Origin of the sequence: Stenotrophomonas sp. 1337, assembly GCF_031455455.1 — a bacterium.
GTDB lineage: Bacteria > Pseudomonadota > Gammaproteobacteria > Xanthomonadales > Xanthomonadaceae > Stenotrophomonas > Stenotrophomonas indicatrix.
The window spans coordinates 286,061-308,979 of the sequence record NZ_JAVDSR010000003.1; the positions used below are offsets into that span (position 1 = coordinate 286,061).

Here is a 22,919-nt window from a genome sequence, read left to right on the forward strand (position 1 = left end):
TCATGCAACAGCGGTAACGGAAAGGGCGCCTTCGTGGCGCCCTTTTTCGTCGGTGGACATCACGCGGGCTTCAACGTTCCCCGGTAATGCACGATGCGCCCCACCACCGGCGCGCCGATCTCCACGTCGAAGACGAAGCGCCCATCCTCATCACCCTCGAAACTGTTCTCCCCGGGCAACAGCCACTGCGGCAACGGCAGGCCCAGGATCGACCATCGTCGCGGCACCAGTTGCAGCCGCCCGTTGTCGACCAGAAGTGCCAACGCTACCGATACCGCACCGAACCGTTCGACCAGCAGCGCTTCGTTGCGCCCCTGCCCCTGCGTCTGCAACGAAGAGAAACGACGGCCGGCAAAGGTCCGTGTCCAGCGCTCACCACCCGCCTCTGCGGTGAACTCCACGCTGACCGGCACCGCCTCGCCCGCTGCCGGAAAACCGAACACGTTCCCCAGCAACCGCGACAACACCCCACCACCGCGTTCGACCGATGCCGTCCCGCTCCAGCGCTTGGCGGCAGACGGTGCATGCAACGCCTGCACGCTGGCCGGCAGCTGCGCGTACGCGCTGCCCAGCAGGCGCTGGTACAGGCTGGCACCGGGCATGTCGCGGCGGAAACCGGTATGGATCGTGCGTCCGTCGAACAGCCGGTCGTAGTCGGACAGTTCCAGCGCATGCGTGGCCGGGCGTGCACCCGGTGACGGCCGATCACCGGCCAGCTGCTTGCGGATCACCGCTTCGATCGCCATCGACGGAATGTACGGGCCGTCATCGGCCTCGGCCAACAGGTGCCAGCTCTGTTCCACACGCGCACCATCGCGGGTGCCCACGGCGCGCACGATCATGCCGCCGCGATGCTCGCCGAACTTCATCAGGTTCAACACGGTATAGAACAACCGCGAGCATGGCTCCAGCGATGGCAGTTTCAGGTGCAGGCGCGCCTTGGCCAGCAGATTGAGCACGCGATGCAGGATCTCCGGCACCGGGCCAGCCCCCATCCAGATGTCGGTCATCGTCGGATGTTCGGGTGGCAGCACCTGCAGATCGGGCACATCCACCAGCGAGAAATGCAGGTTGCGCAGCGGCAGCCGCCCCGGCACCGCGACGGTGAAGCGGCGACTCTCGGCCAGGCCGATGCCGTGCCCATCGCGACCGTTGCGGCGCAGCTTCACCGGCGCACCGGCATAGCCGACCACCGCACGCATCACGTTCAGGCCGATGCCGGCATAGGGCGATGGCGCGATGCCGCCTTCCACGCTGACGATGTCCATGTGCGTGGCCATCTCGCGCAGCACTGCCGCGGTCAATACCGGGAAACTGCTGACGCCTGACAGTGCGTAGATGCCAGCCGCCCTGGCCTGCGCGTCGTACTGCGAAACCCCGAATACGAAGTCTGCCGCGTCGGCGAAGTCCAGATAATCAATGCCGGCGGCGATGCAGGCTTCGATCGCGCCATAGCGGTGTTCGCCATAGTCCTGGAAAGGACCGGAGGCATCCACCACCAGGTCCGGTCGCTCGGCCTGCAGGGCCGTGGCCAGCCGTTGCCGGTCGACCTGCAGTGGACGCAGCGTCGATTGCCCCACATAGCCTGCGCAGAAGGCCTGTGCCGCCGCCAGGTTGCGGCCACCGATCAGCAGTTCCAGCATCGGCAGGTCGGCCAGCAAGCGGACCAGACGCCCCCCGAACACCCCATATCCACCCAGAATCAGGATCTTCACGCATCATCCCTGTCGTGTCGTCCGGCCATGGTAGCGCGGCGCCGGCAGCTCCCGCAGTGCAGCACGATCCGGCATTAACACCGCCCATGCTATCGCTGCGCCTTCGTCCACTGCGGAGCCCCGCCATGGCTCACAAGAACACGATCTGCGTCTGGTATGACAACGGCGCGCTCGAGGCCGCCACGTTCTATGCGAAGACCTTTCCCGACAGCGAAGTAACCGCTGTGCATCACGCGCCCGGCGACTTCCCCGACGGCAAACAGGGGGACGTGCTCACCGTCGAATTCACGGTCTGCGGCATTCCCTGCGTCGGCCTCAATGGTGGCCCGAGCTTCAAGCACAGCGAAGCGTTCTCGTTCCAGATTTCCACCGAGGACCAGGCCGAGACCGATCGCCTGTGGAATGCCATCGTCGGCAACGGTGGCCAGGAAAGCCAATGCGGCTGGTGCAAGGACCGATGGGGCGTGTCCTGGCAGATCAGCCCGCGCATGCTGATCGAAGCGGTGACCAGCAAGGACAAGGCCCTGGCCAAGCGCGCCTTCAACGCGATGATGCCGATGAAGAAGATCGACATCGCCACCATCGAAGCGGCGATCCGCAACGCATGACGACGTTGGACACGATCATCGTTGGTGGCGGCCACAACGGGCTGGTGTGCGCGGCGTATCTGGCGCGCGCAGGGCAACGGGTGCTGGTGCTGGAGCGTCGCGGCATCCTTGGCGGTGCGGCTGTCACCGAGGAGTTCCACCCGGGCTTCCGCAACTCGGTGGCCTCGTACACGGTGTCGCTGCTGCAGCCGAAGGTGATCGAGGAGCTGCAGTTGCATGCGCACGGGCTGCGCATCGTCGCGCGGCCAGCCAACAACTTCCTGCCATTGCCTGATGGCCGCTACCTGTTGTCCGCACCTGGCCGCACCCACGCCGAGGTGGCGAAGTTCTCCGAACGCGATGCGCAGGCGCTGCCCGCCTATGAAGCGCGCCTGGAGGTATTTGCCGATGTGCTGCGCGACTGGGCGCTGCGTCCGCCGCCCGACCTCGGGGTGATGGCTGGCTGGCGTGCGTTGCCGGCGTTGTGGCAGATGGGCCGGTTGGGACGGGAGTTGGCCGCACTCGACCCTGCACTGCGCCAGGAACTGCTGGACCTGTTCACGCTGTCGGCCGCCGAGTACCTGGATCGCTGGTTCGAAAGCGAGCCGATCAAAGCCCTGTTTGGTTTCGATGGCATTGTTGGCAACTACGCCAGCCCATACACGCCAGGCAGCGCCTACGTACTGCTGCATCACGTGTTCGGCCAGTGCAACGGGGTCAAAGGTGCCTGGGGCCACGCCATCGGTGGCATGGGCGCGATCAGCCAGGCCATCGCCGCCTCCGCGCGTGCGGCCGGCGCCGAGCTGCGCGTTGATGCCGGCGTGCAGCACCTGCTGGTGGAAGACGGGCGCGTGGTCGGCGTCGCGCTGTCCGGCGGCGAAAGCCTGCGCGCACGTGCCGTGGTGGCCAACGTCAACCCGAAGCTGCTGTACGAACAACTGCTGCAGCCCGCCCAGGTTCCCTTCACCACCCGTGAACGCATGGCGAACTGGCGCTGCGGCTCGGGCACGTTCCGGATGAACGTGGCGCTGTCGCGTCTGCCGGATTTCCGTGCCCTGCCCGGCCCCGGCGATCACCTCAGTGCCGGCATCATCATGGCGCCCAGCCTGGATTACATGGACCGCGCCTGGCTGGACGCACGTCGCGAGGGCTGGTCGCGCGAGCCGATCGTGGAGATGCTGATTCCGAGCACGCTGGATGATTCGCTGGCGCCACCCGGGCAGCATGTGGCCAGCCTGTTCTGCCAGCACGTGGCGCCGGAATTGCCCGATGGCCGACACTGGGATGATCACCGCGATACCGTCGCCGACCTGATGATCGCCACCGTCGATCACTTCGCCCCCGGCTTCGCCGACAGCGTGCTTGGTCGACAGGCACTGTCACCCTTGGATCTGGAACGGACGTTCGGGCTGATCGGTGGCGACATCTTCCACGGTGCGCTCAGCGCCAACCAGCTGTTCTCGGCGCGGCCGATGGTCGGCCAGGCCGGCTATCGCGGCGCCCTGCCCGGCCTGTACCTGTGCGGTGCGGGTACGCATCCGGGCGGCGGGGTCACCGGCGCGCCCGGGCACAACGCGGCGCAGGTGGTGCTGGCCGATGCATGAAATGCGTGCCAATCAAGATTGGCACCTACCGGCGTCAAGGCGTGCCAATCAAGATTGGCATCTACCTGCGTGGGACAAGGTGTGCCGACCAACGGTCGGCACCCACCTGCGCCTCACTTCACGCTGCGCAGGTGGTTCGGGCGCTTCGGCGGGCCCGGGGGACGACGCTTGTTGAACGGCGGTTGGCCACGCCAGTAACGGATCAGCAGCCAGCCGAACAGCATGCCGCCCAGGTGCGCGAAATGGGCCACGCCCGGCTGCCAGCCGGTCATGCCCAGCACCAGCTCGCCCACGCCGAACAGGATCACGAACGTACGCGCCTTCATCGGAATCGGCGGGAACAGCAGCATCACCCGCTGGTTGGGGAACAGCATGCCGTAGGCCAGCAGCAGGCCGAACACACCACCGGACGCACCCAGCACCGTGGCCGGATTGTCGAGCATCGTACCGACCAGCAACTGGCACAGGCCGGCGCCGACCACGCACACCAGGTAGTAGGTCAGGAAGCGCTTCTCACCCCAGGTCTGTTCCAGCGGCGCGCCGAACATGAAGACGGCCAGCATGTTGAAGAACAGATGGAAGAAACTGCCATGCAGGAAGCCGTAGGTCAGCAGCTGCCAAGGCTGGAAATTGCCGCCCGGCGAGAACGCATCGAAGCCCTGTTGCAGCGGCTGCAGCATGAACGGCTCGAAGGTCTGCATGCCGAGCAGGAACGGCTGCTGCAGCAGGAACAGGATCGCGTTGGCGATCAACAGGGCCTTGGTGACGGTTGGCAGTCGCGGGAACATGGGGACACCGGCATGGAACGGCCTCCATCATAGCCGCAGCACCGGCCCTTTTTGACCAGCGCGGACGGTCGCCCGTTCAGTCGCAGGCAGCGATCAGCCCGGCCCCCATACGGCCGCATCCAGCGCCGCCGCCGGGTCGGTCGCGGGCATCCGCACCCGGCCGTTTTCGACGATGACACCCTCGGCGCGCAGCCGCTGCGATTGTTCGCGCCAGCCGGCCGAACCTTCAGCCATGGCGATGCGCCCATCCGAGCGCAGCACCCGGTGCCAGGGTAGCGAGGGATCGTCATTCTGGCCGAGGATGCGTGCGGTCAGCCGGGCGCGTCCGGGCAGGCCGGCGCGCATCGCGACCTGCCCGTAGCCCATCACCTGCCCTGGCGGGATCGCATGGATCACCGCCAGGATGCGGGCACGCGCCTGCTCCGGCGTCAGCGGCGCAGCCGCGTCACCAGCAGCACGCCGATCAGGACCAGCACGGTGCCGGCGATCTGCGCCGGCCCCATCGGTTCGTCGAGCAGCCATAGGCTCATCACGATGGTGGAAACCGGGCCCAGCATACCCACCTGCGCAGCCAGCGACGAGCCGACGCGCTGCACCGCCAGCATGATCGCCAGCACCGGCAGCACGGTGCAGACCGTCGCGTTGATCAGCGACAGCCACTGCACGGCAGCGGGGGCCTGCCACAGCAACGGCAGCGGATGGGTAATGGTGAAATGCAGCAGCACCAGTACGCTGGCCACGCAGCTGGCGTAGGCGGTCAGACGCACCGCGCCGATACGGGCGACCACCTGGCCGCTGCCGAACAGATACAGCGCATAGCTGAGCGCACTGCCCAGCACCAGCAGGCTGCCGAGGATGATCTGCCCACCCTCCCGCTGCAGGTCATGGCCGAACGCGATCAGCACGCCGAGATAGCTGAGCACCAGCGCGCCGACCTGCCACCGACCCGGCCGCTGCCGCGCCAGCAGCACGTTGATCAGCAGCACCAGGGTCGGGTTCAAGTACAGGATCAACCGTTCCAGGGTCACGCTGATGTACTGCAGGCCCTGGAAATCCAGCAGGCTGGACAGGTAGTAACCGGTGAAGCCAAGCCACAGCACGCGTGCGCGGTCGGCCCACGACAACGGCGCCGCGCGGCGCGAGGCCCACACCGCCATCAGCGCGAACAGCGGCAGCGCCATCAGCATGCGCAGCGCCAGCAGCGTGGTCGCGTCCACGCCATGGCGCAGCCCCAGCTTGACGATGATCGCCTTGCCCGAGGCGGCAATGGCGCCGATCGCAGCCAGGCCGATGCCGCCCAGAGCGATGCGCGGGGACGTGGTGGCGATACGGGGGGAAGAAGTGGACATCAGGAAAAAAACGGGGCGCATGGGCGGCTGGAAGCAGCCGGATTGCTTTCAATTGTCTCATGGCACTTCCGGGCGAACGATCCGATGTCCGTTCATGCTCATTGCAACTCCTGATCCACGCATGGCGTGGATCTACGTGTCGACCAAGGTCGACACCCACCCCGCCATCCCACAAGAACCCAGCTTTTTGCTGTTGCTGTTGCTGTTGCTGTTGCCGTTGCCGTTGCCGTTGCCGTTGCTGTCGAGGTTGCCGGCCAGCGGCCGGCACTACCGTGAGTGTCTGCTCAGCGCATCAACACCACTTCTTCAGCAGACGTCGGGTGAATCGCCACCGTGTCGTCGAACTGGGCCTTGGTCGCACCCATCTTCACCGCCACCGCGAAACCCTGCAGGATCTCGTCGGCCGCTTCGCCGAGCAGGTGCACACCCACCACGCGCTCCTCTGGGCCCGCGCAGACCATCTTGAACAGGCTGCGCTGGGTGCCGTTGGCCAGCGCCTGCAGCATCGGCCGGAACCGGCTGTGGTACACGGTCACCTGCTCGAAGCGCGCACGTGCATCTTCCTCGCTCATGCCTACCGCGCCCAGCGGCGGGTGTGAGAACACCACGCTGGCCACGTTGTCGTAATCCATCTTCGCATCCGGGCGACCACCAAACAGACGATCCATCAGGCGTCGCGCTGCAGCCACGGCGACCGGCGTCAGGCCGACCTTGCCTGCGATGTCACCGACCGCATGCACGCTTGGCACCGCCGTGGTCTGCCACGCGTCCACCTCCACCTGCTGGTGTTCGCCGATGCCGATGCCCAGTGCTTCCAGGCCGAGATCCTTGCTGTTGCCGCGCCGGCCGGTAGCGAAGAACACGGCGTCGAACACACTGTCGATCGGGCCGTCATGGCCGAACGCGCGCACGCGTTCGCCGTCGCGCTTCAACTCACGCAGACGGTAATCGAAGTGGATGCGCACGCCCTGCTGGCGAAGGTTCTCGGCCAACTGCGCGGTCAGCTCGTAGTCGAAGCGCTCCAGCAGGCGGCTGCCACGTACCAGCAGGCTCACCTTGCTGCCCAGTGCCTGCAACAGCCCGGCAAGTTCCACCGCGATGTAGCCGCCGCCGATGATGGCAACCTCGGCCGGTGCCGCACGCAGGTCGAAGAAATCGTCGGATACCAGGCCCAGTTCGGCGCCGGGAATGTCCGGCCGCTGCGGATGGGCGCCGGTGGCGATGAGGATCTGCGCAGCGCTGTAACGCACGCCATCACTGCACGCCACGGTGTGCGCATCCAGCAGATGGCCGCGGGCCGGGATGCGCACCACGCCGGTTTCATCCAGGCGCTTGTGATAGCTGGTGTGGATGTTGCTGATGTAGGCCTGGCGATGGATCACCAGTTCCTTCCACGACAGCGCCGGACGCGGCGCCACGTCGAAGCCCATCGCGCTGGCCAGGCCGATGCGCTCGGCCAGATCGGCGGCCAGCCACATCGCCTTCTTCGGCACGCACCCGACATTCACGCAGGTGCCCCCCAGTTCACCCGGCTCCAGCAGGGCAACCCGCTTGCCATGCTGCGCAGCGCGGATGGCACCGGCCAGGCCAGCGGAACCGCCGCCAAGGACGATCAGATCGTAATCATAAGAGGGAGTATTCATCGCAATCGCTCGAGTCGACAGGGAAGATGGCGGGCGAGCGCCCGCAACGAAGATCGGCAGGCAGCGGGTTGGCGCCGTCACCCATGCTGCTGCGAGCATGCCATGGCCCGCTGCAGGCCAGACGTGAGGGCATGCAGCCACGCAGGTCGAAACGCGCGCGGCCGGCATCGATCACGCCTGCCCGGCCCCACGGCGCAGTGCTGGCCACTGCCGGTACGTCATCGCACGCCACAGCCATTCCATTGGACCAAAGCGGAAACGGCGCAGCCACAGATGGCTGAAGATCACCTGCGCTGCAAACAGCATCAGTGCCAACAGCAGCTGCCAGGCACGCGGCAGCACGTCGAACCATCCCAGCCCGTAGTGATAGAACAGCAGCGTGCAGACCACCGATTGGGCAAGGTAGTGGGTCAACGCCATCCGACCGACCGGCGCCAGCCAGCCCATGCGCGCGCGCCAGTGCACGATCCAGGCCAGGTAGCCCAGGCACATCGGCACACCGCCCACGGCCACCAGTGCCATTGCCGCAGTGGTCGGCAGGTCATAGACACCCGGCGCCAGATACGGCTTCCACAACACACCTGCCAGGGTGGCCAGCAGGCCCAGCGGCAATGCGATCCAGCGCAGGCCGGCATACAACCGCGGCAAACGCTCCGGCGCGGTCAATGCGCCGCTGCCGGCGAACCAGGCCCCCAGCAGGAACATGCCCAGCACTTCGGGCCCGGAAATGAACATGCCACCCAGCGACGCGCCGAACTCATGCAGGCGCTGCACGTTGGCCTGCATCCAGTCACCCTGGCCGTACACCAGACGTTGCTGGTCGATGCCCTGCTGCGCGTCGACCAGCATCTTCTGCAGGTCCTGCGGGGTGGCCATCGACACCATCGCGCCGACCAGCAGCATCAGCGCAACACCCAGCGCATACACCAGCAACCCCATCCAGGGCAGCCAGCTGCGCGGTGCCTCACGGCAGGCCAGCAATGGCAGCGAGGCCAGCGCATACAGCACCAGGATGTCGCCCGACCAGACCAGCAGTGCATGGCACAGGCCGATCAGCAGCAGCCCGGCGCTGCGACGCAGGTAGAACGGAGTGAACTGGCGACCCACCGCCTCGGCGCGCTGGGCCATCACCGCAAAGCCCGCCCCGAACAGCAGCGAGAACAGGGTGAAGAATTTTCCCTGCACGAACACATAGACGAAGGCATCGGCCCAGTAGTCGATGCCCTGCCAATGCGCGTCGATGCCCGTAAAGGCCAGGTCCAGCGGCCCGCTGAGGGCCTCGATGTTCATCAGCAGGATGCCCAGCAGGGCGAAGCCACGCAGTATGTCCAGCACGGCGATGCGTTCGCCGGAAGCCACCGGTTGCAGGGAAGGGGAAGCGGTGTTCACGGGGCATCCGGCGTGCAGGTCCGTCATTATGCCGCCGGCCTGCGGGCCATGGATGGCCCCGCCCTGTTCCAGATACGCAACGGCCCGCCGAAGCGGGCCGTTGCTGCCATCACGATCGCGGTGCGATCAGTGCTGGTGACCACCGTCACCGTGGACGTGGCCGTGTTCGAGCTCTTCCTTGCCGGCTTCGCGCACGTCGACGATCTCGACGTCGAAATGCAGGTCCTTGCCGGCCATCGGATGGTTCAGGTCGACGTCGACCACGCTCATGCCGACCTTCTGCACGGTCACGGCACGCGGGCCGAAGTTGGTCTGCAGCACGACCTGCTGGCCCGGGACCAGCTTGGCGGTACCGAAGTGCTTCTTCGGCACGCGCTGGGACAGGCCATCACGGCGCTCGCCGTAGGCATCGGCCGCCTTGACGTCGACGTCGAAGGTCGCGCCGGCTTCCTTGTCCATCATGGCGTTTTCCAGGCCCGGGATGATGTTGCCGTGGCCGATCAGGATCGCCAGCGGCTCGCCGCGGTCCTTGGACGATTCGATCGGCTCCTGGCCGGCCTCGGAGACGGTGTAGTGGAAGCGGACAACGCGGTCTTTTTCGATCTTCATGCGCAACTCTGTCTGGATCTGCCGGAGGCAGGCGGGTTGGGGCGGGTTGTCGCCCGGCGGGGACGCCGCCATCATGACGGCCAATCCAAGGTCGCGCATTATCCGGAGAACATGCACATCACGCCAGTTTCGTCCGGCACGCGCCGGCTCCTCGCGCCCGCCCTGCTGCTGGCCCTGCCCCTGCTGCTGACCGCCTGCGGCGGCGGCAAGGCCGTCCGTTCCGCACCGCCGCCGCCTGCGGCAAGCTGGCCCAGCACCACGCCGGACAACCCCGAGGCCGCCAATTCAGTGCTGATGCGCGCCATCAGCCTGGTCGGCACGCCCTATCGCTACGGCGGCAACACGCCCGAATCCGGCTTCGACTGCAGCGGCCTGGTCGCTTACGTCTACCGTGAAATGCTGGACCTGAAGCTGCCGCGGACCTCACGCGACCTGGCGGCGGTACAGGGGCCGAAGATCGACCCGAAGCGCCTGGCAACCGGCGATCTGGTCTTTTTTGGCAGTCGCGGCAGTGTCAGCCACGTCGGTATCTACGTGGGCGAAGGTCGATTCGTGCACGCCCCGAGCACCGGCGGAACGGTCCGCCTGGATTCCCTCAGTGGCCCCTATTGGAAGGACCACTACACAGGGGCGAAACGCGTCCTTCGCTAAAATGAACAGGCGATATGTTTAAAACTGTGACAATCATCACGGCACAACTAACGATTTATTAACGGAATTTTTAACTTATTACTGCTTTTACAGGGCATGATGCCCCATCGTTTTTTTCCTTGTGACCGACGCGTGACGACAAACGACCCGACGTGCCAAGGCCAGACCGCCGCTTCTTCGCGTAGTGTCCGCCCGCTTCTGCTGGGCCTGGCATTGTGTCTGACCAGCCTTCCCGCCTGGTCGCAGTCCGCTCCCACCCGTACCGATGCGACCCCGGCTGCCACCGCCGAGACCGCCCCCCGCGCAGCCGCCAAGGCCGACGCCACCGCTCCGCAGCGCAGCCGCGCCGATGCCGCCGCCAGCGCCACCCTGGCCGCCCTGCTGCCGCACCTGGCCGCCAATGACACCATTCCCCTGATGGACCGCTCGGCCATGGTGGCCGGTGACCTCAGCCGCCTCCTCGCCAATTACGACACCAGCAGCGCCGCCAATGGCAGCGTCGTGGTCGGCAACGCTGCCGACAACGGCAAGGTACAGTCGTTGCTGCGCCGGGCCATGACCCTGCTCGGCACCCCGTACCGTTGGGGCGGCAGCAATCCGGACAGCGGCTTCGACTGCAGTGGCCTGGTCGGTTACGTGTTCCGCTCGGCCCTGGGCATCGAGCTGCCGCGCGTCTCGCGCGAAATGGCGCATGACGCCAATGCCGAACTGATCAACGACCGCGCCGCCCTGGCTGCAGGCGATCTGGTGTTCTTCGGCCGCAAGGGCCGGGTCGACCACGTCGGCATCTATGTGGGCGATGGCCGCTTCCTGCACGCTCCGAGCACCGGCAAGGACGTCCGCGTCGACACCCTGCTCACCGGCTACTGGGGCAACAAGTTCATGCAGGCCCGCCGGGTCGACCTCTGAGTCGAGGCCGTCCGCGCGTGACCTGGCAAGCCGCTGCCCTGCAGCGGCTTTTTTGTTTCACGCTGACTGTAGCCCGGTGCTTCGCTGGTTCGCGTCGCAGCTCGACACAGCAGGTTTATCAAAGAGTTGCGCACGTCCATCCGGTGCCGGTGCTTCCCTAAACCTGCTCTGAATTCCATCGCGGCGGCTCCCATCTGGCATCTGGATTCCTGAGCGTTCCGAGGAGTCAGCATGGCCAAGATAAAGCTCACCAAGAGCGCGGTGGGGAAGCCGCCCACTGGCACAGCCGATCGAACTGCACGATACGCTCATACCCGGCTTTCTGCGCAAGATTACCCCAGTCGGGCGCCGCGTGTTCATGCTCCAGCACCGAACGAATGCCGGCGAGCGCCGCAAGCCCGCCTTGGGCCAGTTCAGCGAACTGACCGTCGAGCAAGCCCGCGTGATGGCGCAGGACTGGCCGGCCGAGGTCCGCCGGGCCGCCGGGCCGCCGATCCAGGCGGCGACAAGGCCCAGGCACGCAAGGCGCCGACCGTAGAGGCGCTGTGCAAGAAATTCATGGAGGACTATTCCAGGAAGCGCAACAAGCCCAGCACGCAGCACGGCTATCAGGATGTGATCGACCGCAACATCGTCCCACTGCTCGGCCGCAAGAAGCTAGTGGACGTGAGGCGGGCCACTATCAGCGGGCGACGACCGAGCAGATCCTGGAGGCCGCGCGTTGCGCCGTCGAGCAGACGATGCACCACAGCGCAACGTTCGGTACGCAGGCGGGCGCCAAGTCCTACCTCTGCGCCAAGTTGGGGGACTTGGAGCGGGAAGTCTTCGCCGTGCTGTTGCTCGACACGAAGCTGCGCCTGATCGAGTACGCAGAACTTTTTCACGGCACAATCGACTCGGCACGGGTGTATACGCGAGAGGTGGTCAAGGCCGCACTGCGGGTCAACGCTGCGGCCGTGGTGCTTGGCCACAACCACCCCAGCGGCGATCCGAAGCCGAGTTCGGAGGATCGGAAGATCACCCAGCAGGTGAAGGACGCGCTGAAGCTGATCGACGTGCGCATCGTGGATCACCTGGTGGTCGGAGGCAACGGAGCGGTGTCCTTTGCCGAACGCGGCCTGATCTGATCTCGAGGGCGCGTCGGCCCCTTTTTTCTGGACGTCCATTCAGGAATCGTCACCCGTTGAAAATGCGGAAACCCGTACTAGGCTTATGAGGTCGAAGACAAGGACCAGGGGCCAGGATCATGCGCGCCAATGCGCTCTTCTTTCCGCATATCTCTCTTCCGAATGATGCGTGGACGGCAAAGTCGCTTCTCTATTGGGACCGAATGTCCGCCATCGTGCCGAGAGAGCAGCTTCGTCGCCCTGAGCAGATGACTCCGTTCATGCGTGACCTGTTGACGGATGGCTTGGTCGTTCCGATCGCACCCGGTCGATACATGCATCATGTGCCCAGATTCGATGAGAGCTTCATCGCAATGGTCGAGGAACGCCTTCGGCGTTCGTCCTGGCTCAGGTCAAAAGTCCGGCACCGGCGTTGGATGAATGCCGACAAGGTGAGCCTGATTCATGCGGAGAAGTTGGGCGATATTCCGAGGTTTCTGGTTCAGGAGGGGCTGGCCGAAGCGGCCAGTTGGAATTGGTTCCGCGTCGAAAGCGCCACGGCCAATCTTTTCATGGCCTACTTGGCAGCCTGCCTGGGGGCTATTCCCGAGGTCGATGCCGCTCCCGTAACAAACAAGATGGCCTTCGCGCGCTGCTTCCAACCAGACCTTGGCCCCACCCGCTTCAATACCGCCGATGGGCAGTCCGTCCGAAATCACGTACTCCATAGCCTGCTGCCCGTACCGTCCGGCCCAGTGGGCATTGCCAAACTGGTGAAGTTCAAGCAACAGCACGGCGATCTGCTTCAGCGCTTTCGAGCACTGGTCGAGGTCGAGTGCACGAGGGTTGCCCGTCTCCCCGCAGAGGATCGTGCAGACGCCAATGCGGCGTTTCTCCAAAAATGCGAACAGGACATTGCCGAGATCAAGGAAGCCATGCGGCCTTCATTCGGCAAGGTGGTACTCGGAGGGCTGGTGCCGGTCCTCGGTGCCGGACTCGGGGCCTACATAGCACCACCCACTGCCGTCGCGTCCTATGCCGCTACCAGCTTGACGCTGGCGGGAGCCGTATACACGGCGCTCACCAGCATGCAGGGGCCCTTGTCCGTGCGAAATCGTCCCTTGGCCTACGTTGCTCACGCACAGCGACTCTTCGGGGGTGGCTGATTCGCTCCCAGCCCCCGGCATCGTCGATCTGACGCCCGTTCTGCGAAGAAAGCTCGGCTCCGATTGAGGTGGATCGGCGCGGGTGCGCCAGCCCCAATCGCACCGCGGCGAGCGCGCTCTCGTCCGCGGATACCCCGTCCTAGCGATGAGCACCTGAAGGAGGTGATCGGTATCTCGGCAAGGGCCCTTCGGGGCCCTTGTTCGTGGGCCGCCCGTAGCCCCTCCCTTCCCCTTCCTGGCAACCTTCCCCCGACTGGGAGCCCGCGAGCACATGGAGCACCCCGAGCACCCGAGTACGCAGAGCACCGCACTATCTCCATAACATATTGATATATATATATTTTTTTCTACACAATCTGTGGGATCGAGCGAACTCGAATAGATTAAGAGCTCGATATCCAATTGCAATCGGCACAATCCAGGCGTATATATTCGCCTCAATTGAGGCCCAATTGCGTCCATTCACGGTTAGTAATCTGGCCGTCGGCGGAGTGTAATGGTGCCCACGCCCCTCTTAGGACGCAGTCTATGACGACGACGAAGAAAGCCCAGCTCCCGCGCCCCAGGATGGCCGAGCGCGCGGCAGAGCAGATGATGAAGCACTTCCCGGACTACGTCCGCGAACCTCTGTGGAACCGGAAGACCAACGACGGCTACTCCACCATTCCGCGAACGCTTCCCATCGCCATGCAAGCCATCGACGCGCTGTCCAAGGGCAATCCTGCCGGGCACACCCTCCTCTGCCTGTGGGCGCGCGCCCCCGACCACCCTCTCATCGTCATCGAGTCGCCCACCATGTTTGCGGCAGAAGCAGGCTTCTCCGGCGAGCGGGCCAGCGACACCTGGCGCCGCCGCATGAAGCGACTACGGGAACTGGGCTTCATCCGCAGCAAGAAGGGCACGAGTGGGGAGTTCCACTATGTCCTGCTCCTCAACCCCAACGTGGTCCTCGCCCAGCTCGATGAAAAGAAGATGCTGCAGTCGACCCTCGCGGACCGGTTTGAAGACCGGCTCAACGAGATCGGCGCCAAGCGTGACCTTCACGAGTATCAGCAGTTGCTGGACGAACTGGCCGCCGCCGACGAAGCAGAGGTCGAGGTGTCCAACGAAGGCAGTCCCAAGGGCAAGAAGGAAGCGCGCGCCAAGATCAAGAAGGCAAGCGACAAGCCAGAGGCTGGGACCGGACATGTCGACGGCCAATGAACCTCCCCATCTCCACAAGGATCTCGCGCGCCCCCCGCGATCAGGGGATGCGCCCTACTGCGCCTTCAAGAACGACAAGGCACGGCTGCGTGCGCTGATCTCGCGCGACATTCGCTTCGTCCTGATCGCCGCGTTGTTCGTCATTTCCGGCCTCTTCGGCGTAGGACATGCACCGATCCGCCAATGGCTGAGGATGGTGCTGGGCTGACTATTCGCCGCAGTATGGCTGCGTGGTGGCTGGAGTACCGCGGGAAGACCCGAATGAGCTGCGGCATGAATCCGCACCAATGAGCTATCTTTCGCAAGGCTTATTTGTGGCATCTGGGTGCTTCGGCCTGAAGCCACGATTGATTTAATAGGCTGATTCCAACGTCTGTCCGGCGGCCCTGAAGGCGCAGCTGGATCGCTATGCAGCGATGCACGCGCAGGCCTACGGCGAATCCGTCGGCGCGGCGGCACTCATTCCGCTCATGCTCGACGCCTTCATGGAAGGAGATCGGGGTTCCGGCGAAGCGAACATGCCTCGCCCTAGGAGCCTATGATTGTTCAGTGGAAACGAGTGCTTCATCAAGACCGTAGGTAACAAGTCGCTGCAATCGATCTTTTGAAATGGGAGACATTGCAGCACTCGCTGTCAGTATTTGGTCTCTGACCTCGGTTGCCCAAAGACGTTCGTCCACCAGATCATGGTCGATCATGCCATTTTGATAGCGCATCTTGAGCGCCAACATCACCGTCCGCTGCTTTTCCGGATGAAGGCCGAGGAATGCGTCTACGAATTCACGCGCGTGCAGAGAGGCCAGGACCGGGATGTTGTAGAACTCATTGTCCTCGTGATTGGTCAAGCAGATCCGGCGGAGGAACTGGCTGGGGTCGTCCAACATCGCCTTGAGGAGATCATTGGCAATGGCGGGTCGAAGATCGACCGCAGCCGCATGGCGTTTCTGGTTCAGATAGTCGGAGAGTTCCTTGAACTCTGCCGAAGAGGCCTCCATGTAGCCCAATCCAGCATGGCTATCGAAATCGACACCGAAACGGTTCCGGTGCGGTTCAATGGGCTCGAGCAATCCATGCTCGTACAGGTAGTCCACATAGCTCTTCGCCTCGGCAACGACCTGTGCGTGACTGCCCGCCGTCACACCGATCCTCGATAGCCGGAGCTGAATGCCGAAAACATGCCGTACCTCTCCGAGGACCGTGTATTCATGCGCGGCGAATGCCCGCGTCATCTCGGCGAGCGCCACATTGAACTCTTCTTCCGTGCGTTCATGAGAGTTCCATACGGTCCGCCAAGCGGGCTCTCGCTCAGCCGTAAAGAAGAAAGAACTTCCATCCAGCTCATCGCGAATTTTCTGCCGGTCAACGATGCCTCTCACGATCAGGTCGATCAAGGTATCGTCCGAGAGAAGGTCTGCATCGACCCGCGCAAGAGGATATCGATCGTTGACGGCGATAATCTTGGGGGGAACGTAGTCTTCTTGCTTATTCCGCATGTACGAAGACAAGAGATGGGTCCGGCGATTCTTCATGTCGTCTGGAGCAAGCCTTCCTGCCTTGACCTCGAATGAGAGCGCGAACAGGAGAGCCAGCAGGGCCTTCATTGCCTCATCGTTCTTCCGATGCCTCTCTTCTAAGACGATGTGGAGTCGTTCGAAATCCAGGATGGTTTGCTGAAGAACTCTGAGGTTGTTCATCTCAGACTGGTGGTAGACCTCCGAGATGATGGAAACACTGGAGGAGATGAAATGTCTCGCGGCCTCGTCCTTGACCGCGACGAAGAATCCTTGCAGTGCCTCCTCGAGTGACGACTGAACTTCGAACACCTTGCCTACGAGCTTCTCGCGAACACGCTTGTACTTCGACTGATCGTCGATCTCCTTCTCGTTCGCAATGAGTATGACCTTGCGGCCCTCGTGCTCCACGAACACGTTGATGTAACCCATCACGGCGTTGATGGGCATCTCACATCGCTCCAGATCATCAAACACATAGACGTTGGCCTTGGACTTGTTGAGGAAGTCCTTCGCTTTCAGATCCAGTTCCACGTTGAAATACTTTCCGATCGACTTGAGCGCCCGGCCTCCCAGTTCAACGCTCTTGTTCGCCAGCACGGGATACATGCCTTGAAGGATGGCGTCGTCGATGTCGTCGACCGATCGGATGCCATAGAGGCTGACATAGATGTACGGCGTCGTTTCCTTGTCCAGCGTGTCCAGGAATTTCTTGATGACGAAGGTCTTGCCGATCCCCCAGGGGCCATCCAGAAGAACGGCGAATCCCGGCGACGTGGACAGCGAAAGGTAATAACGCAAGTAGTCTTTGACGTGAACGTTGCGATCCGTCATCTCATCCCCAGAATTCTTGTTTACTTCGGACGGTGTGGTTTGAGCTCGTTCTTCTGCTTTCGACGGCATGGATTTCTTCCTGATCCGGCTGGTCATCGATCTTTCCAATTCGACATTTCACTCACGGAGGTTGAGTCCGTGACGCCGACGCGTATTGACGTGGAACTTGGCGTAGCTTGCTTCTGGTTTACCAAGGATTGCGACCAAGAGCCGGCTGACTAACGCCTGCATCTGGAGCGGCGTGTTGCCAGGATCTGCTGCCGGCTGATTGCCACCATAGATCGAGAATCCAAGCGGCTCGCCAAAGAAGAGCCCCTCGTGGAAGGCGTTGTTCCGAACAACCGAGAGCGACGGACGTAGCATGCCTGGCCCAATCGGGGACTGGCATGTCGAACATCGCACACATCCACTGAATGCGCTCACCGTGGCTTCGAGGGCGCTCTATCCCTCCCTTGGCTGAAATGAGCTGGAAGCACCCATCCAGTGCCATGTAGAAGTACTGGAACCCCTCAAAGGGAAGGCTCTGAGGATATTGCGACAGGAACAACGCATGGATGACGGCCGCGACGCGCTTGGGGGCCCGTGAATCGCCGGGTTCGGCATTGAGAAAGCCCAACGCCAATCCGATGGCATCGCCTTCATCGCCCGGGCGAGTCAAACCGAAGTCCACGAGCTTGCCGGGCTTGGTCGGCGCCGCGTCGAGGAAGCCGGCCTCGGTCGTCGTCAATGGCATGCCTAGGAAGAAGGCAAGGCACCACACGACGAACTCAAGGTCGAGTGGGTTGGTGCTTTGATGAAGGGTCAGGACATGGGTCTTGGGCAAACCAAAGACCCGTGACGGATACGGCATCGTACGGATCGTGCCGCCGGATACGTTTCGATGACTTTGTGGGCCAGGGTAGATCCAGCCATTCACGGTGCGGGGATCTCCCATCACCGCCGTGAGCGTTCGGACCGAAAAGCGGTTTGTGTCTATGTCGCAGGGCTTTGGGTAGTAGCCGAACTCGGCGGCGCCCCCCCCCCCTTATTGGAGAGTTCAGTGGCTGTCCTTCCATGGTTTCACGTTCCTTAGCGTCCGCTGGATGTACTCGACAATATGGTCACGTCATCGACGGCGGCCCGCAACGCCTCCTCGCTGGCGTCCAACCCATACGAAATCCAATAAATTAGTATTGAACCATTGGGCAATGGAGTGCGTTGGTGGCGAGCCTTGGAGGACCACACAGATATGGCGCGCCCTAGCGCGAAGCAGCTGCCTCGCCGTGGCTCCCATGTGGCTCCTAGGAGAATCTAGCGCCAATGCGAAAGAGAGCGCTATCGGCGCTAACTGTTTGTCAGAAAAGAGGTTCCAAGCCCCGCCAAGTCGCTGGAGGGACTTAACACAGGCCTTTTTTGTTGGCTCATTGGGCCGGCAATGGCCGCTGGCCGACGCATGCTGCGTTGGTCATTGATGTCACGGCCTGATTGGGCCGCAACCGGCCACCCACGCGTGGCCGCAGCATCCCGGCGTGGGGCGGCACACCGATGATGACCTGTCAGCCGCCCGCGTTGCCCGGATGCTGGGGGAAGGCATGGCGGCAAGCCTGGAGATTCCATCGCGCTGCGTGATCTGGTTCGGCCAGCCACCGGCCACCGAGCGCGGCGCGCTGGCAGCCGCAGGATGGCAACTGCGCTGTGTCAGCCCTACGCCCGCCATGGCCATTGGCCTGCGCGGTCGTGATCATCTGGTCGCCGTCGTCGATCTTCGCCATCTGGATGCAGAGGCGGCGCAGCTGTTGCTGCCGTGGGTCGAGCAGCACCATCACCTGCCCTGGTTGGCCGTGCTTCCCGCGGGGCTGGGCAGCCCTCCTCCTGCCTGGGGCGCGCTGCTGCGGGCCTGCCAGGATCAGTTCTCGCTGCCGCTGGAGCTTCCCGACCTGCTGTCGGCGATGCAGCGCCAGTGTGACGGCGATGACCTGCCACTTGCCGCGCCCCACAACGGTGGCGGTCTTCCTGCACTGATCGGCAACAGCGCCCCCCTGCTGGCCGTCCGCACTGCCCTGCACAAATTCGCCCCGGTCGAGCTGCCGGTGCTGGTAACGGGCGAAACCGGCACCGGCAAGGAGCTGGCCGCGCAGGCGCTGCATGCGCTGTCCGGGCGCGCAGGAAAGCCCTTCCTGGCGGTGAACTGCGGCGCCATTCCCGCCAACCTGGTGCAGTCCGAACTGTTCGGTCACGAGCGTGGCGCTTTCACCGGCGCTTCCCAACGTCGCATCGGCCTGTTCGAAACAGCCCATGGCGGCACAGTATTCCTCGATGAGGTCGGCGACCTGCCTGCGGATGCACAGACCAGTCTGCTGCGGGTGCTGCAGGAGGGCACGCTGGAACGGGTTGGCAGCAACCAGCCACTGCGGGTGGATGTGCGCGTGCTGGCGGCCACCCATGTCGAACTGGAACAGGCGGTCGCCCACGGGCGTTTCCGTCGCGATCTGTACTACCGCCTCAATGTGCTGCGCCTGCCGATGCCATCGCTGCGCGAACGCGGCGCCGATGTCCTGCTGCTGGCCGAACACTTCCTGCGCGCATTCCGCCAACGTCATGCCGGCCGCGCACGTGGTTTCGACCCTGGTGCGCTCCAGGCGATGCGCGGGTTCGACTGGCCCGGCAACGTACGTGAGTTGTTGAACCGCGTGCAGCGGGCAGCGATCGTGGCCGAAGGCGAGCTGATCAACGCCGCTGACCTGGACCTGGCAGAGCCGGACGCCCCTGCGCGGCGCGCGCTGCTGCAGGATGCGCGTGGCCAGGTGGAGCGCGATGTACTGCTGCAGGCCCTGCGCCAGCATGGCTACAACGTGTCGGCGTGTGCGCGGCACATGCAGATCTCGCGGGTCACGATATACCGGTTGTGCCGCAAGCATCATCTGGAGCTGCCGGCGCAGCGCTGACAACGCAGGCCCCTGCGCGGCCGGGCCTGACCCGACACCGGCAAAGCGCGGCCGTGCAGCGCCGCGCCATGCCGGGCTGCCGCGCTTACAACATGTACGGCACCTTGAATGCCAGGGTGAAGTCCGGCGCATCCGGGGTCAGGCCGATGCCCAGCAGCGTCACCAGCGTGGTGTGCTGGTTCAACGCGTAGGTCACGCCGAGATTGAGCGAGGCCGCATTGGCATCGCTGCCGATCACCTTCACCCATTCACCGCCCTTGAACCGGGTCGAGGCGCGCGTGCTGATCTTGTCGCTGAAGGAAATGCTCAGGCTGGTGCGCTCGTTGAACGCGAATGCCACGCCGGCACCGAAGTACACCGAACCGCCCAGTTTCACATCGCCGGGGTTGACCGTATCCGGGTTGCTGTCGATATCGCTGAAACCGCGCGGGAACGAATGGATGTAGCCGGCGTTGGCGAACAGGATCGCCGGATCGGCGGTCTTCACCATCGATACGCCCAGGTTGGCCTGCCACACGCCGTTGCCGGTCGGCTGTTCCTGCGGCACCGCGAAGCGGATGTAGTCATCGTCATCGCGCTCGATTACTTTCCAGTCCAGCCCATAGGGTGCGCGGCCCGTTGGTGCGGTAACGCCACCGGTCAGCACCGTCTCCGGGCGCCAGCCGCGTTCGGAGAACAGCCGGTAGTTGGCACTCAGGCTGACATCGCCGATGCCGCTGCCGTTGGTTTCTTCCTGCGCGATCGCCGCCGCGGCACCGCCGGCACCGCCCTTCTGGTAGACCGTGCGCCGTGCCAGGTACGGCACGTCCATGTTCAAGGTGAGATTGGGGCTGACGCCCCAGCGCGCAGCCAGGTTGTAGGTCAACGAATCGGATTCGACGTTCTCGATCGCGATGTTGCCAAGGAAGATCGCATCCAGGGCGAGGAACCCGTTGAGCGTGAGTTGCTTGCGGTCGTAGCGTGCATAGGTGAGGCCGTTTTCGATGGTGAACCGGCGCGAGAACAATGCCGCCTGCTGCTGCTTGACGTCATCCACGCTGCGCCGGGCCTCCTGCTTGGCCTGCTGTGCCTCGGCCGCGCTGCTGGCATAGCCTTCGCTGCTGGGCGGTACCGCGGATGCCGCAGCCGGCGCCAACGGCGCAGCGGGCGTCGCACCGGGGCCTGCGCGACCACTCAGCCGCGCCTGCATCGCCTGCACCTGCATGTCCAGTTCGCGCAGGCGTCGTACCTCCTGTGCGTAATTGGCCTTGAGCTGTTCCAGTTGCGCGATCAATGCCTGCATGTCGGCGCCATCACTGGGCGCAGGCTGCTGGGCGAAGGCAGTGGCCGCCAGCGCCGCCAGCGCCAGCGGAGTAAGCCGGTAGAGAGTGTGCATGTCGGTGACCTGCGTTGTACGTCGGTTCCCCCCGACCAGGCCGTGTTACTGGCCTGGGCCCATGCCGCGGTTCATCCCGATCGCCTGGGCCACGTTCTGGCTCAAGGGCAGGTTGTTGGCCGCGGTATTGCGTACCAGCTCCAGCTGCAGCCGGTTGCTGGCGGTCTGTCCATCGCCGGCCAGGGCAATGCCCTGCCCCACGCTGCCATTGCGGATCCACTGCTGTACCAGGCTCTGCCCATCAACCTGCAGCAGCAGGCGCGCCTGGTTGCCATCGAGCATGGCGGTGGCAGTAGCCCCGCCCTGCTGTGCCTGTGCCATGCGGCTGCCGTCATCGCCCAGTGCGGTCGGCACCAAGCCGTCACGCACGGTCAGGGTGGTCACGTTGCGTGCGGTGTTGCCATCGCCGGCCACCTGCACGCTCTGCACCAGTCCGCTGGCATTGGCCAGGCCGGTACTGTCGATGCTGCGCCCTGCCGTTGCCGGCAACGGTGCGTCAGCGGCGGTAACCTGCACGCTTGGCTGGAAGCTCAGCTTGGGTGTGCCGCCATTGCGGAAATCCATGCCCAGGGTCAGCGCGCCCTGCACCACTGCACCGTTGGGTCCCTGCCACTGCGAAATCATCGTCACCCCGAACCAGGCCACGTTGTTGCCGCCAACGGTGTAGCGGCCGCGCATCAGGTTCAGTTCGGGATCGGGTATTTCCTTCAGGCCTCGCCCCGGTGCACCGTCTGCCGCCATCAACGGCGACACCGGCAACATCAGCAGCAGAGCGAGTACTACACGTTGGCATTGCATGATCGTGCCTCCTTCAGAACAGGTCGGCGTGGCTGAAGCCGAAGTCGACCAGTTCGGCATCGGTGATCGGTCCCTGCCGCGCATACAACGCGCGGGCACTGGGCCGTTCGCTGGGTTGCAGCAGCACCGTATTGCGATCGAAGTCGCTGCCGATCACGACGAAAACGGCGCGTGACGGCCAGGCGGCACTGAACTCGGCCAGTGACAGGCTGCGGTTGCCCAGGATCGGATCGGCCACTTCCACCACCCCGTCGCGCACCTGCTTGAGCACGACGAAATGCCGGAAGCCGCGTACATCCATCAGCACCAGTCCAGGAACCCGCAACGTGCGCAGGCGCGATTCATCGATGCGATAACCGCGTCCACGCATGCCCAGCGATTCGACATAGCGTTTGATGTCCAGCAGTGAAAAACCGCGTTCCTTGACCAGCTGTGGATCCGATACCCCCATCATTCCCTCGATCACCGTCGCCTCGGTGGTGTCCAAGTGGTAGGCATAACGCAGGATGGTGGCCAGAGCGGCCGCCCCGCAGCTGTAGTCGGTGTGCTGCCGCACCAGGTTGCGATAACGCCGCTCCTGCATGCTTTCCACCTTCTGCTGCAGCAGCGCGCCATTGGGCAGCACCCCGCTGAACACCACCTCGCCTGCCCAGCCACATGCGCTGGTCAGCAGCAGCAGGCAGGGCAGCAGACGCAACCACCAGCGATGACCGGCCATGCCGTTCTCCACGAGAAGGAAGGAGCCCCTGCCCCAAGGG

General features: G+C 64.1%; 20 protein-coding genes and 3 pseudogenes. 11 read left to right on the forward strand and 12 right to left on the reverse strand.

Annotation, left to right across the window (positions count from 1 at the left end; genetic code table 11):
- Nucleotides 1–59 precede the first annotated feature (59 nt).
- Nucleotides 60–1,715 (reverse strand): DUF4166 domain-containing protein, encoded by a 1,656-nt coding sequence (locus J2X70_RS07325; RefSeq protein WP_309909641.1) that lies wholly within the window; start codon nt 1,713–1,715, stop codon nt 60–62.
- Between the two features lie 125 nt (nt 1,716–1,840).
- Here J2X70_RS07325 and J2X70_RS07330 point away from each other — a divergent pair, with 125 nt between their 5' ends.
- Both J2X70_RS07330 and J2X70_RS07335 read left to right on the forward strand, forming a co-directional pair.
- Nucleotides 1,841–2,323, forward strand: coding sequence for a VOC family protein (locus J2X70_RS07330; protein ID WP_059064748.1), 483 nt, complete (start codon nt 1,841–1,843; stop codon nt 2,321–2,323).
- On the forward strand, nt 2,320–3,906 hold the full coding sequence (locus J2X70_RS07335; RefSeq protein ID WP_279208844.1) for an NAD(P)/FAD-dependent oxidoreductase: 1,587 nt from the start codon (nt 2,320–2,322) through the stop codon (nt 3,904–3,906). The genes J2X70_RS07330 and J2X70_RS07335 overlap by 4 nt, the downstream gene beginning before the upstream one ends.
- 113 nt (nt 3,907–4,019) lie before the next feature.
- Here J2X70_RS07335 and J2X70_RS07340 read toward each other — a convergent pair whose 3' ends face one another.
- The 6 genes from J2X70_RS07340 to J2X70_RS07365 all read right to left on the reverse strand — a co-directional run bounded on the left by J2X70_RS07340 (nt 4,020) and on the right by J2X70_RS07365 (nt 9,684).
- Nucleotides 4,020–4,694: a rhomboid family intramembrane serine protease gene (locus tag J2X70_RS07340; RefSeq protein WP_025876091.1), complete on the reverse strand. Its 675-nt coding sequence runs from the start codon at nt 4,692–4,694 to the stop codon at nt 4,020–4,022.
- A 93-nt stretch (nt 4,695–4,787) separates the two neighbouring features.
- The gene (locus tag J2X70_RS07345; protein WP_223486363.1) at nt 4,788–5,126 is read right to left on the reverse strand and encodes an MGMT family protein; all 339 of its coding nucleotides are present in this window, start codon (nt 5,124–5,126) and stop codon (nt 4,788–4,790) included.
- Nucleotides 5,123–6,043: a DMT family transporter gene (locus J2X70_RS07350; protein WP_099786106.1), complete on the reverse strand. Its 921-nt coding sequence runs from the start codon at nt 6,041–6,043 to the stop codon at nt 5,123–5,125. Before J2X70_RS07350 ends, J2X70_RS07345 begins: the two co-directional genes overlap by 4 nt.
- Before the next feature lie 284 nt (nt 6,044–6,327).
- Nucleotides 6,328–7,686, reverse strand: coding sequence for a glutathione-disulfide reductase (gene gorA, locus J2X70_RS07355; protein WP_025876087.1), 1,359 nt, complete (start codon nt 7,684–7,686; stop codon nt 6,328–6,330).
- A gap of 171 nt (nt 7,687–7,857) precedes the next feature.
- Nucleotides 7,858–9,102 carry a DUF418 domain-containing protein gene (locus J2X70_RS07360; RefSeq protein WP_309909647.1) on the reverse strand — a complete coding sequence of 415 codons (1,245 nt, stop codon included), beginning with the start codon at nt 9,100–9,102 and terminating at the stop codon, nt 7,858–7,860.
- A gap of 99 nt (nt 9,103–9,201) precedes the next feature.
- On the reverse strand, nt 9,202–9,684 hold the full coding sequence (locus tag J2X70_RS07365; protein ID WP_025876084.1) for a peptidylprolyl isomerase: 483 nt from the start codon (nt 9,682–9,684) through the stop codon (nt 9,202–9,204).
- A 111-nt stretch (nt 9,685–9,795) separates the two neighbouring features.
- On the opposite strand from J2X70_RS07365, the gene J2X70_RS07370 reads away from it, so the two are divergent.
- From J2X70_RS07370 to J2X70_RS07405, 8 genes and pseudogenes are all read left to right on the forward strand, one after another.
- A complete protein-coding gene (locus J2X70_RS07370) occupies nt 9,796–10,335 on the forward strand; it encodes a C40 family peptidase (protein WP_025876082.1) in 540 nt (179 codons plus the stop codon).
- A 132-nt stretch (nt 10,336–10,467) separates the two neighbouring features.
- On the forward strand, nt 10,468–11,244 hold the full coding sequence (locus J2X70_RS07375) for a C40 family peptidase (protein WP_033831682.1): 777 nt from the start codon (nt 10,468–10,470) through the stop codon (nt 11,242–11,244).
- Nucleotides 11,245–11,475: 231 nt separating this feature from the next.
- Nucleotides 11,476–11,934: pseudogene (locus tag J2X70_RS07380) on the forward strand (integrase arm-type DNA-binding domain-containing protein); the annotation flags it as partial.
- Nucleotides 11,925–12,371 (forward strand): annotated as a pseudogene (locus tag J2X70_RS07385) (JAB domain-containing protein); the annotation flags it as partial. The pseudogenes J2X70_RS07380 and J2X70_RS07385, both read left to right, overlap by 10 nt.
- Nucleotides 12,372–12,490: 119 nt before the next feature.
- Nucleotides 12,491–13,516, forward strand: coding sequence for a DUF6236 family protein (locus J2X70_RS07390; protein ID WP_309909650.1), 1,026 nt, complete (start codon nt 12,491–12,493; stop codon nt 13,514–13,516).
- 528 nt (nt 13,517–14,044) lie between these two features.
- Entirely contained in the window at nt 14,045–14,719 is a 675-nt protein-coding gene (locus tag J2X70_RS07395; protein WP_309909652.1) for a hypothetical protein, read from the forward strand.
- Entirely contained in the window at nt 14,703–14,927 is a 225-nt protein-coding gene (locus J2X70_RS07400) for a hypothetical protein (protein WP_309909654.1), read from the forward strand. Before J2X70_RS07395 ends, J2X70_RS07400 begins: the two co-directional genes overlap by 17 nt.
- Nucleotides 14,928–15,093: 166 nt before the next feature.
- Nucleotides 15,094–15,261 (forward strand): annotated as a pseudogene (locus J2X70_RS07405) (DUF2274 domain-containing protein); the annotation flags it as partial.
- Here J2X70_RS07405 and J2X70_RS07410 read toward each other — a convergent pair.
- A complete protein-coding gene (locus J2X70_RS07410; protein ID WP_309909656.1) occupies nt 15,256–17,160 on the reverse strand; it encodes a P-loop NTPase fold protein in 1,905 nt (634 codons plus the stop codon). The pseudogene J2X70_RS07405 and the gene J2X70_RS07410 sit on opposite strands and share 6 nt — an antisense overlap.
- Before the next feature lie 91 nt (nt 17,161–17,251).
- Nucleotides 17,252–17,914: a hypothetical protein gene (locus tag J2X70_RS07415; protein WP_309909658.1), complete on the reverse strand. Its 663-nt coding sequence runs from the start codon at nt 17,912–17,914 to the stop codon at nt 17,252–17,254.
- A 721-nt stretch (nt 17,915–18,635) separates the two neighbouring features.
- On the opposite strand from J2X70_RS07415, the gene J2X70_RS07420 reads away from it, so the two are divergent.
- Nucleotides 18,636–19,988, forward strand: coding sequence for a sigma-54 dependent transcriptional regulator (locus J2X70_RS07420; protein ID WP_309909660.1), 1,353 nt, complete (start codon nt 18,636–18,638; stop codon nt 19,986–19,988).
- Between the two features lie 85 nt (nt 19,989–20,073).
- On the opposite strand, the gene J2X70_RS07425 is transcribed toward J2X70_RS07420, so the two are convergent.
- From J2X70_RS07425 to J2X70_RS07435, 3 genes are read right to left on the reverse strand one after another with little or no spacing between them, the layout of a single operon-like run.
- Nucleotides 20,074–21,363: a transporter gene (locus J2X70_RS07425; RefSeq protein ID WP_033831684.1), complete on the reverse strand. Its 1,290-nt coding sequence runs from the start codon at nt 21,361–21,363 to the stop codon at nt 20,074–20,076.
- Between the two features lie 45 nt (nt 21,364–21,408).
- On the reverse strand, nt 21,409–22,161 hold the full coding sequence (locus J2X70_RS07430; RefSeq protein WP_140226367.1) for a hypothetical protein: 753 nt from the start codon (nt 22,159–22,161) through the stop codon (nt 21,409–21,411).
- Between the two features lie 13 nt (nt 22,162–22,174).
- A complete protein-coding gene (locus tag J2X70_RS07435; RefSeq protein WP_025876073.1) occupies nt 22,175–22,879 on the reverse strand; it encodes a C39 family peptidase in 705 nt (234 codons plus the stop codon).
- Nucleotides 22,880–22,919 lie beyond the last annotated feature (40 nt).

Bases quoted from the DNA above. Each gene is read 5' to 3' on its own strand.
- J2X70_RS07330 (WP_059064748.1), top strand. From the start codon at position 1,841: ATGGCTCACAAGAACACGATCTGCGTCTGGTATGACAACGGCGCGCTC.
- J2X70_RS07335 (WP_279208844.1), top strand. From the start codon at position 2,320: ATGACGACGTTGGACACGATCATCGTTGGTGGCGGCCACAACGGGCTG.
- J2X70_RS07340 (WP_025876091.1), bottom strand. From the start codon at position 4,694: ATGTTCCCGCGACTGCCAACCGTCACCAAGGCCCTGTTGATCGCCAAC.
- J2X70_RS07350 (WP_099786106.1), bottom strand. From the start codon at position 6,043: ATGTCCACTTCTTCCCCCCGTATCGCCACCACGTCCCCGCGCATCGCT.
- gorA (WP_025876087.1), bottom strand. From the start codon at position 7,686: ATGAATACTCCCTCTTATGATTACGATCTGATCGTCCTTGGCGGCGGT.
- J2X70_RS07360 (WP_309909647.1), bottom strand. From the start codon at position 9,102: ATGACGGACCTGCACGCCGGATGCCCCGTGAACACCGCTTCCCCTTCC.
- J2X70_RS07365 (WP_025876084.1), bottom strand. From the start codon at position 9,684: ATGAAGATCGAAAAAGACCGCGTTGTCCGCTTCCACTACACCGTCTCC.
- J2X70_RS07370 (WP_025876082.1), top strand. From the start codon at position 9,796: ATGCACATCACGCCAGTTTCGTCCGGCACGCGCCGGCTCCTCGCGCCC.
- J2X70_RS07390 (WP_309909650.1), top strand. From the start codon at position 12,491: ATGCGCGCCAATGCGCTCTTCTTTCCGCATATCTCTCTTCCGAATGAT.
- J2X70_RS07395 (WP_309909652.1), top strand. From the start codon at position 14,045: ATGACGACGACGAAGAAAGCCCAGCTCCCGCGCCCCAGGATGGCCGAG.
- J2X70_RS07400 (WP_309909654.1), top strand. From the start codon at position 14,703: ATGTCGACGGCCAATGAACCTCCCCATCTCCACAAGGATCTCGCGCGC.
- J2X70_RS07410 (WP_309909656.1), bottom strand. From the start codon at position 17,160: ATGACCAGCCGGATCAGGAAGAAATCCATGCCGTCGAAAGCAGAAGAA.
- J2X70_RS07415 (WP_309909658.1), bottom strand. From the start codon at position 17,914: ATGCCGTATCCGTCACGGGTCTTTGGTTTGCCCAAGACCCATGTCCTG.
- J2X70_RS07420 (WP_309909660.1), top strand. From the start codon at position 18,636: ATGGCGGCAAGCCTGGAGATTCCATCGCGCTGCGTGATCTGGTTCGGC.
- J2X70_RS07425 (WP_033831684.1), bottom strand. From the start codon at position 21,363: ATGCACACTCTCTACCGGCTTACTCCGCTGGCGCTGGCGGCGCTGGCG.
- J2X70_RS07430 (WP_140226367.1), bottom strand. From the start codon at position 22,161: ATGCAATGCCAACGTGTAGTACTCGCTCTGCTGCTGATGTTGCCGGTG.
- J2X70_RS07435 (WP_025876073.1), bottom strand. From the start codon at position 22,879: ATGGCCGGTCATCGCTGGTGGTTGCGTCTGCTGCCCTGCCTGCTGCTG.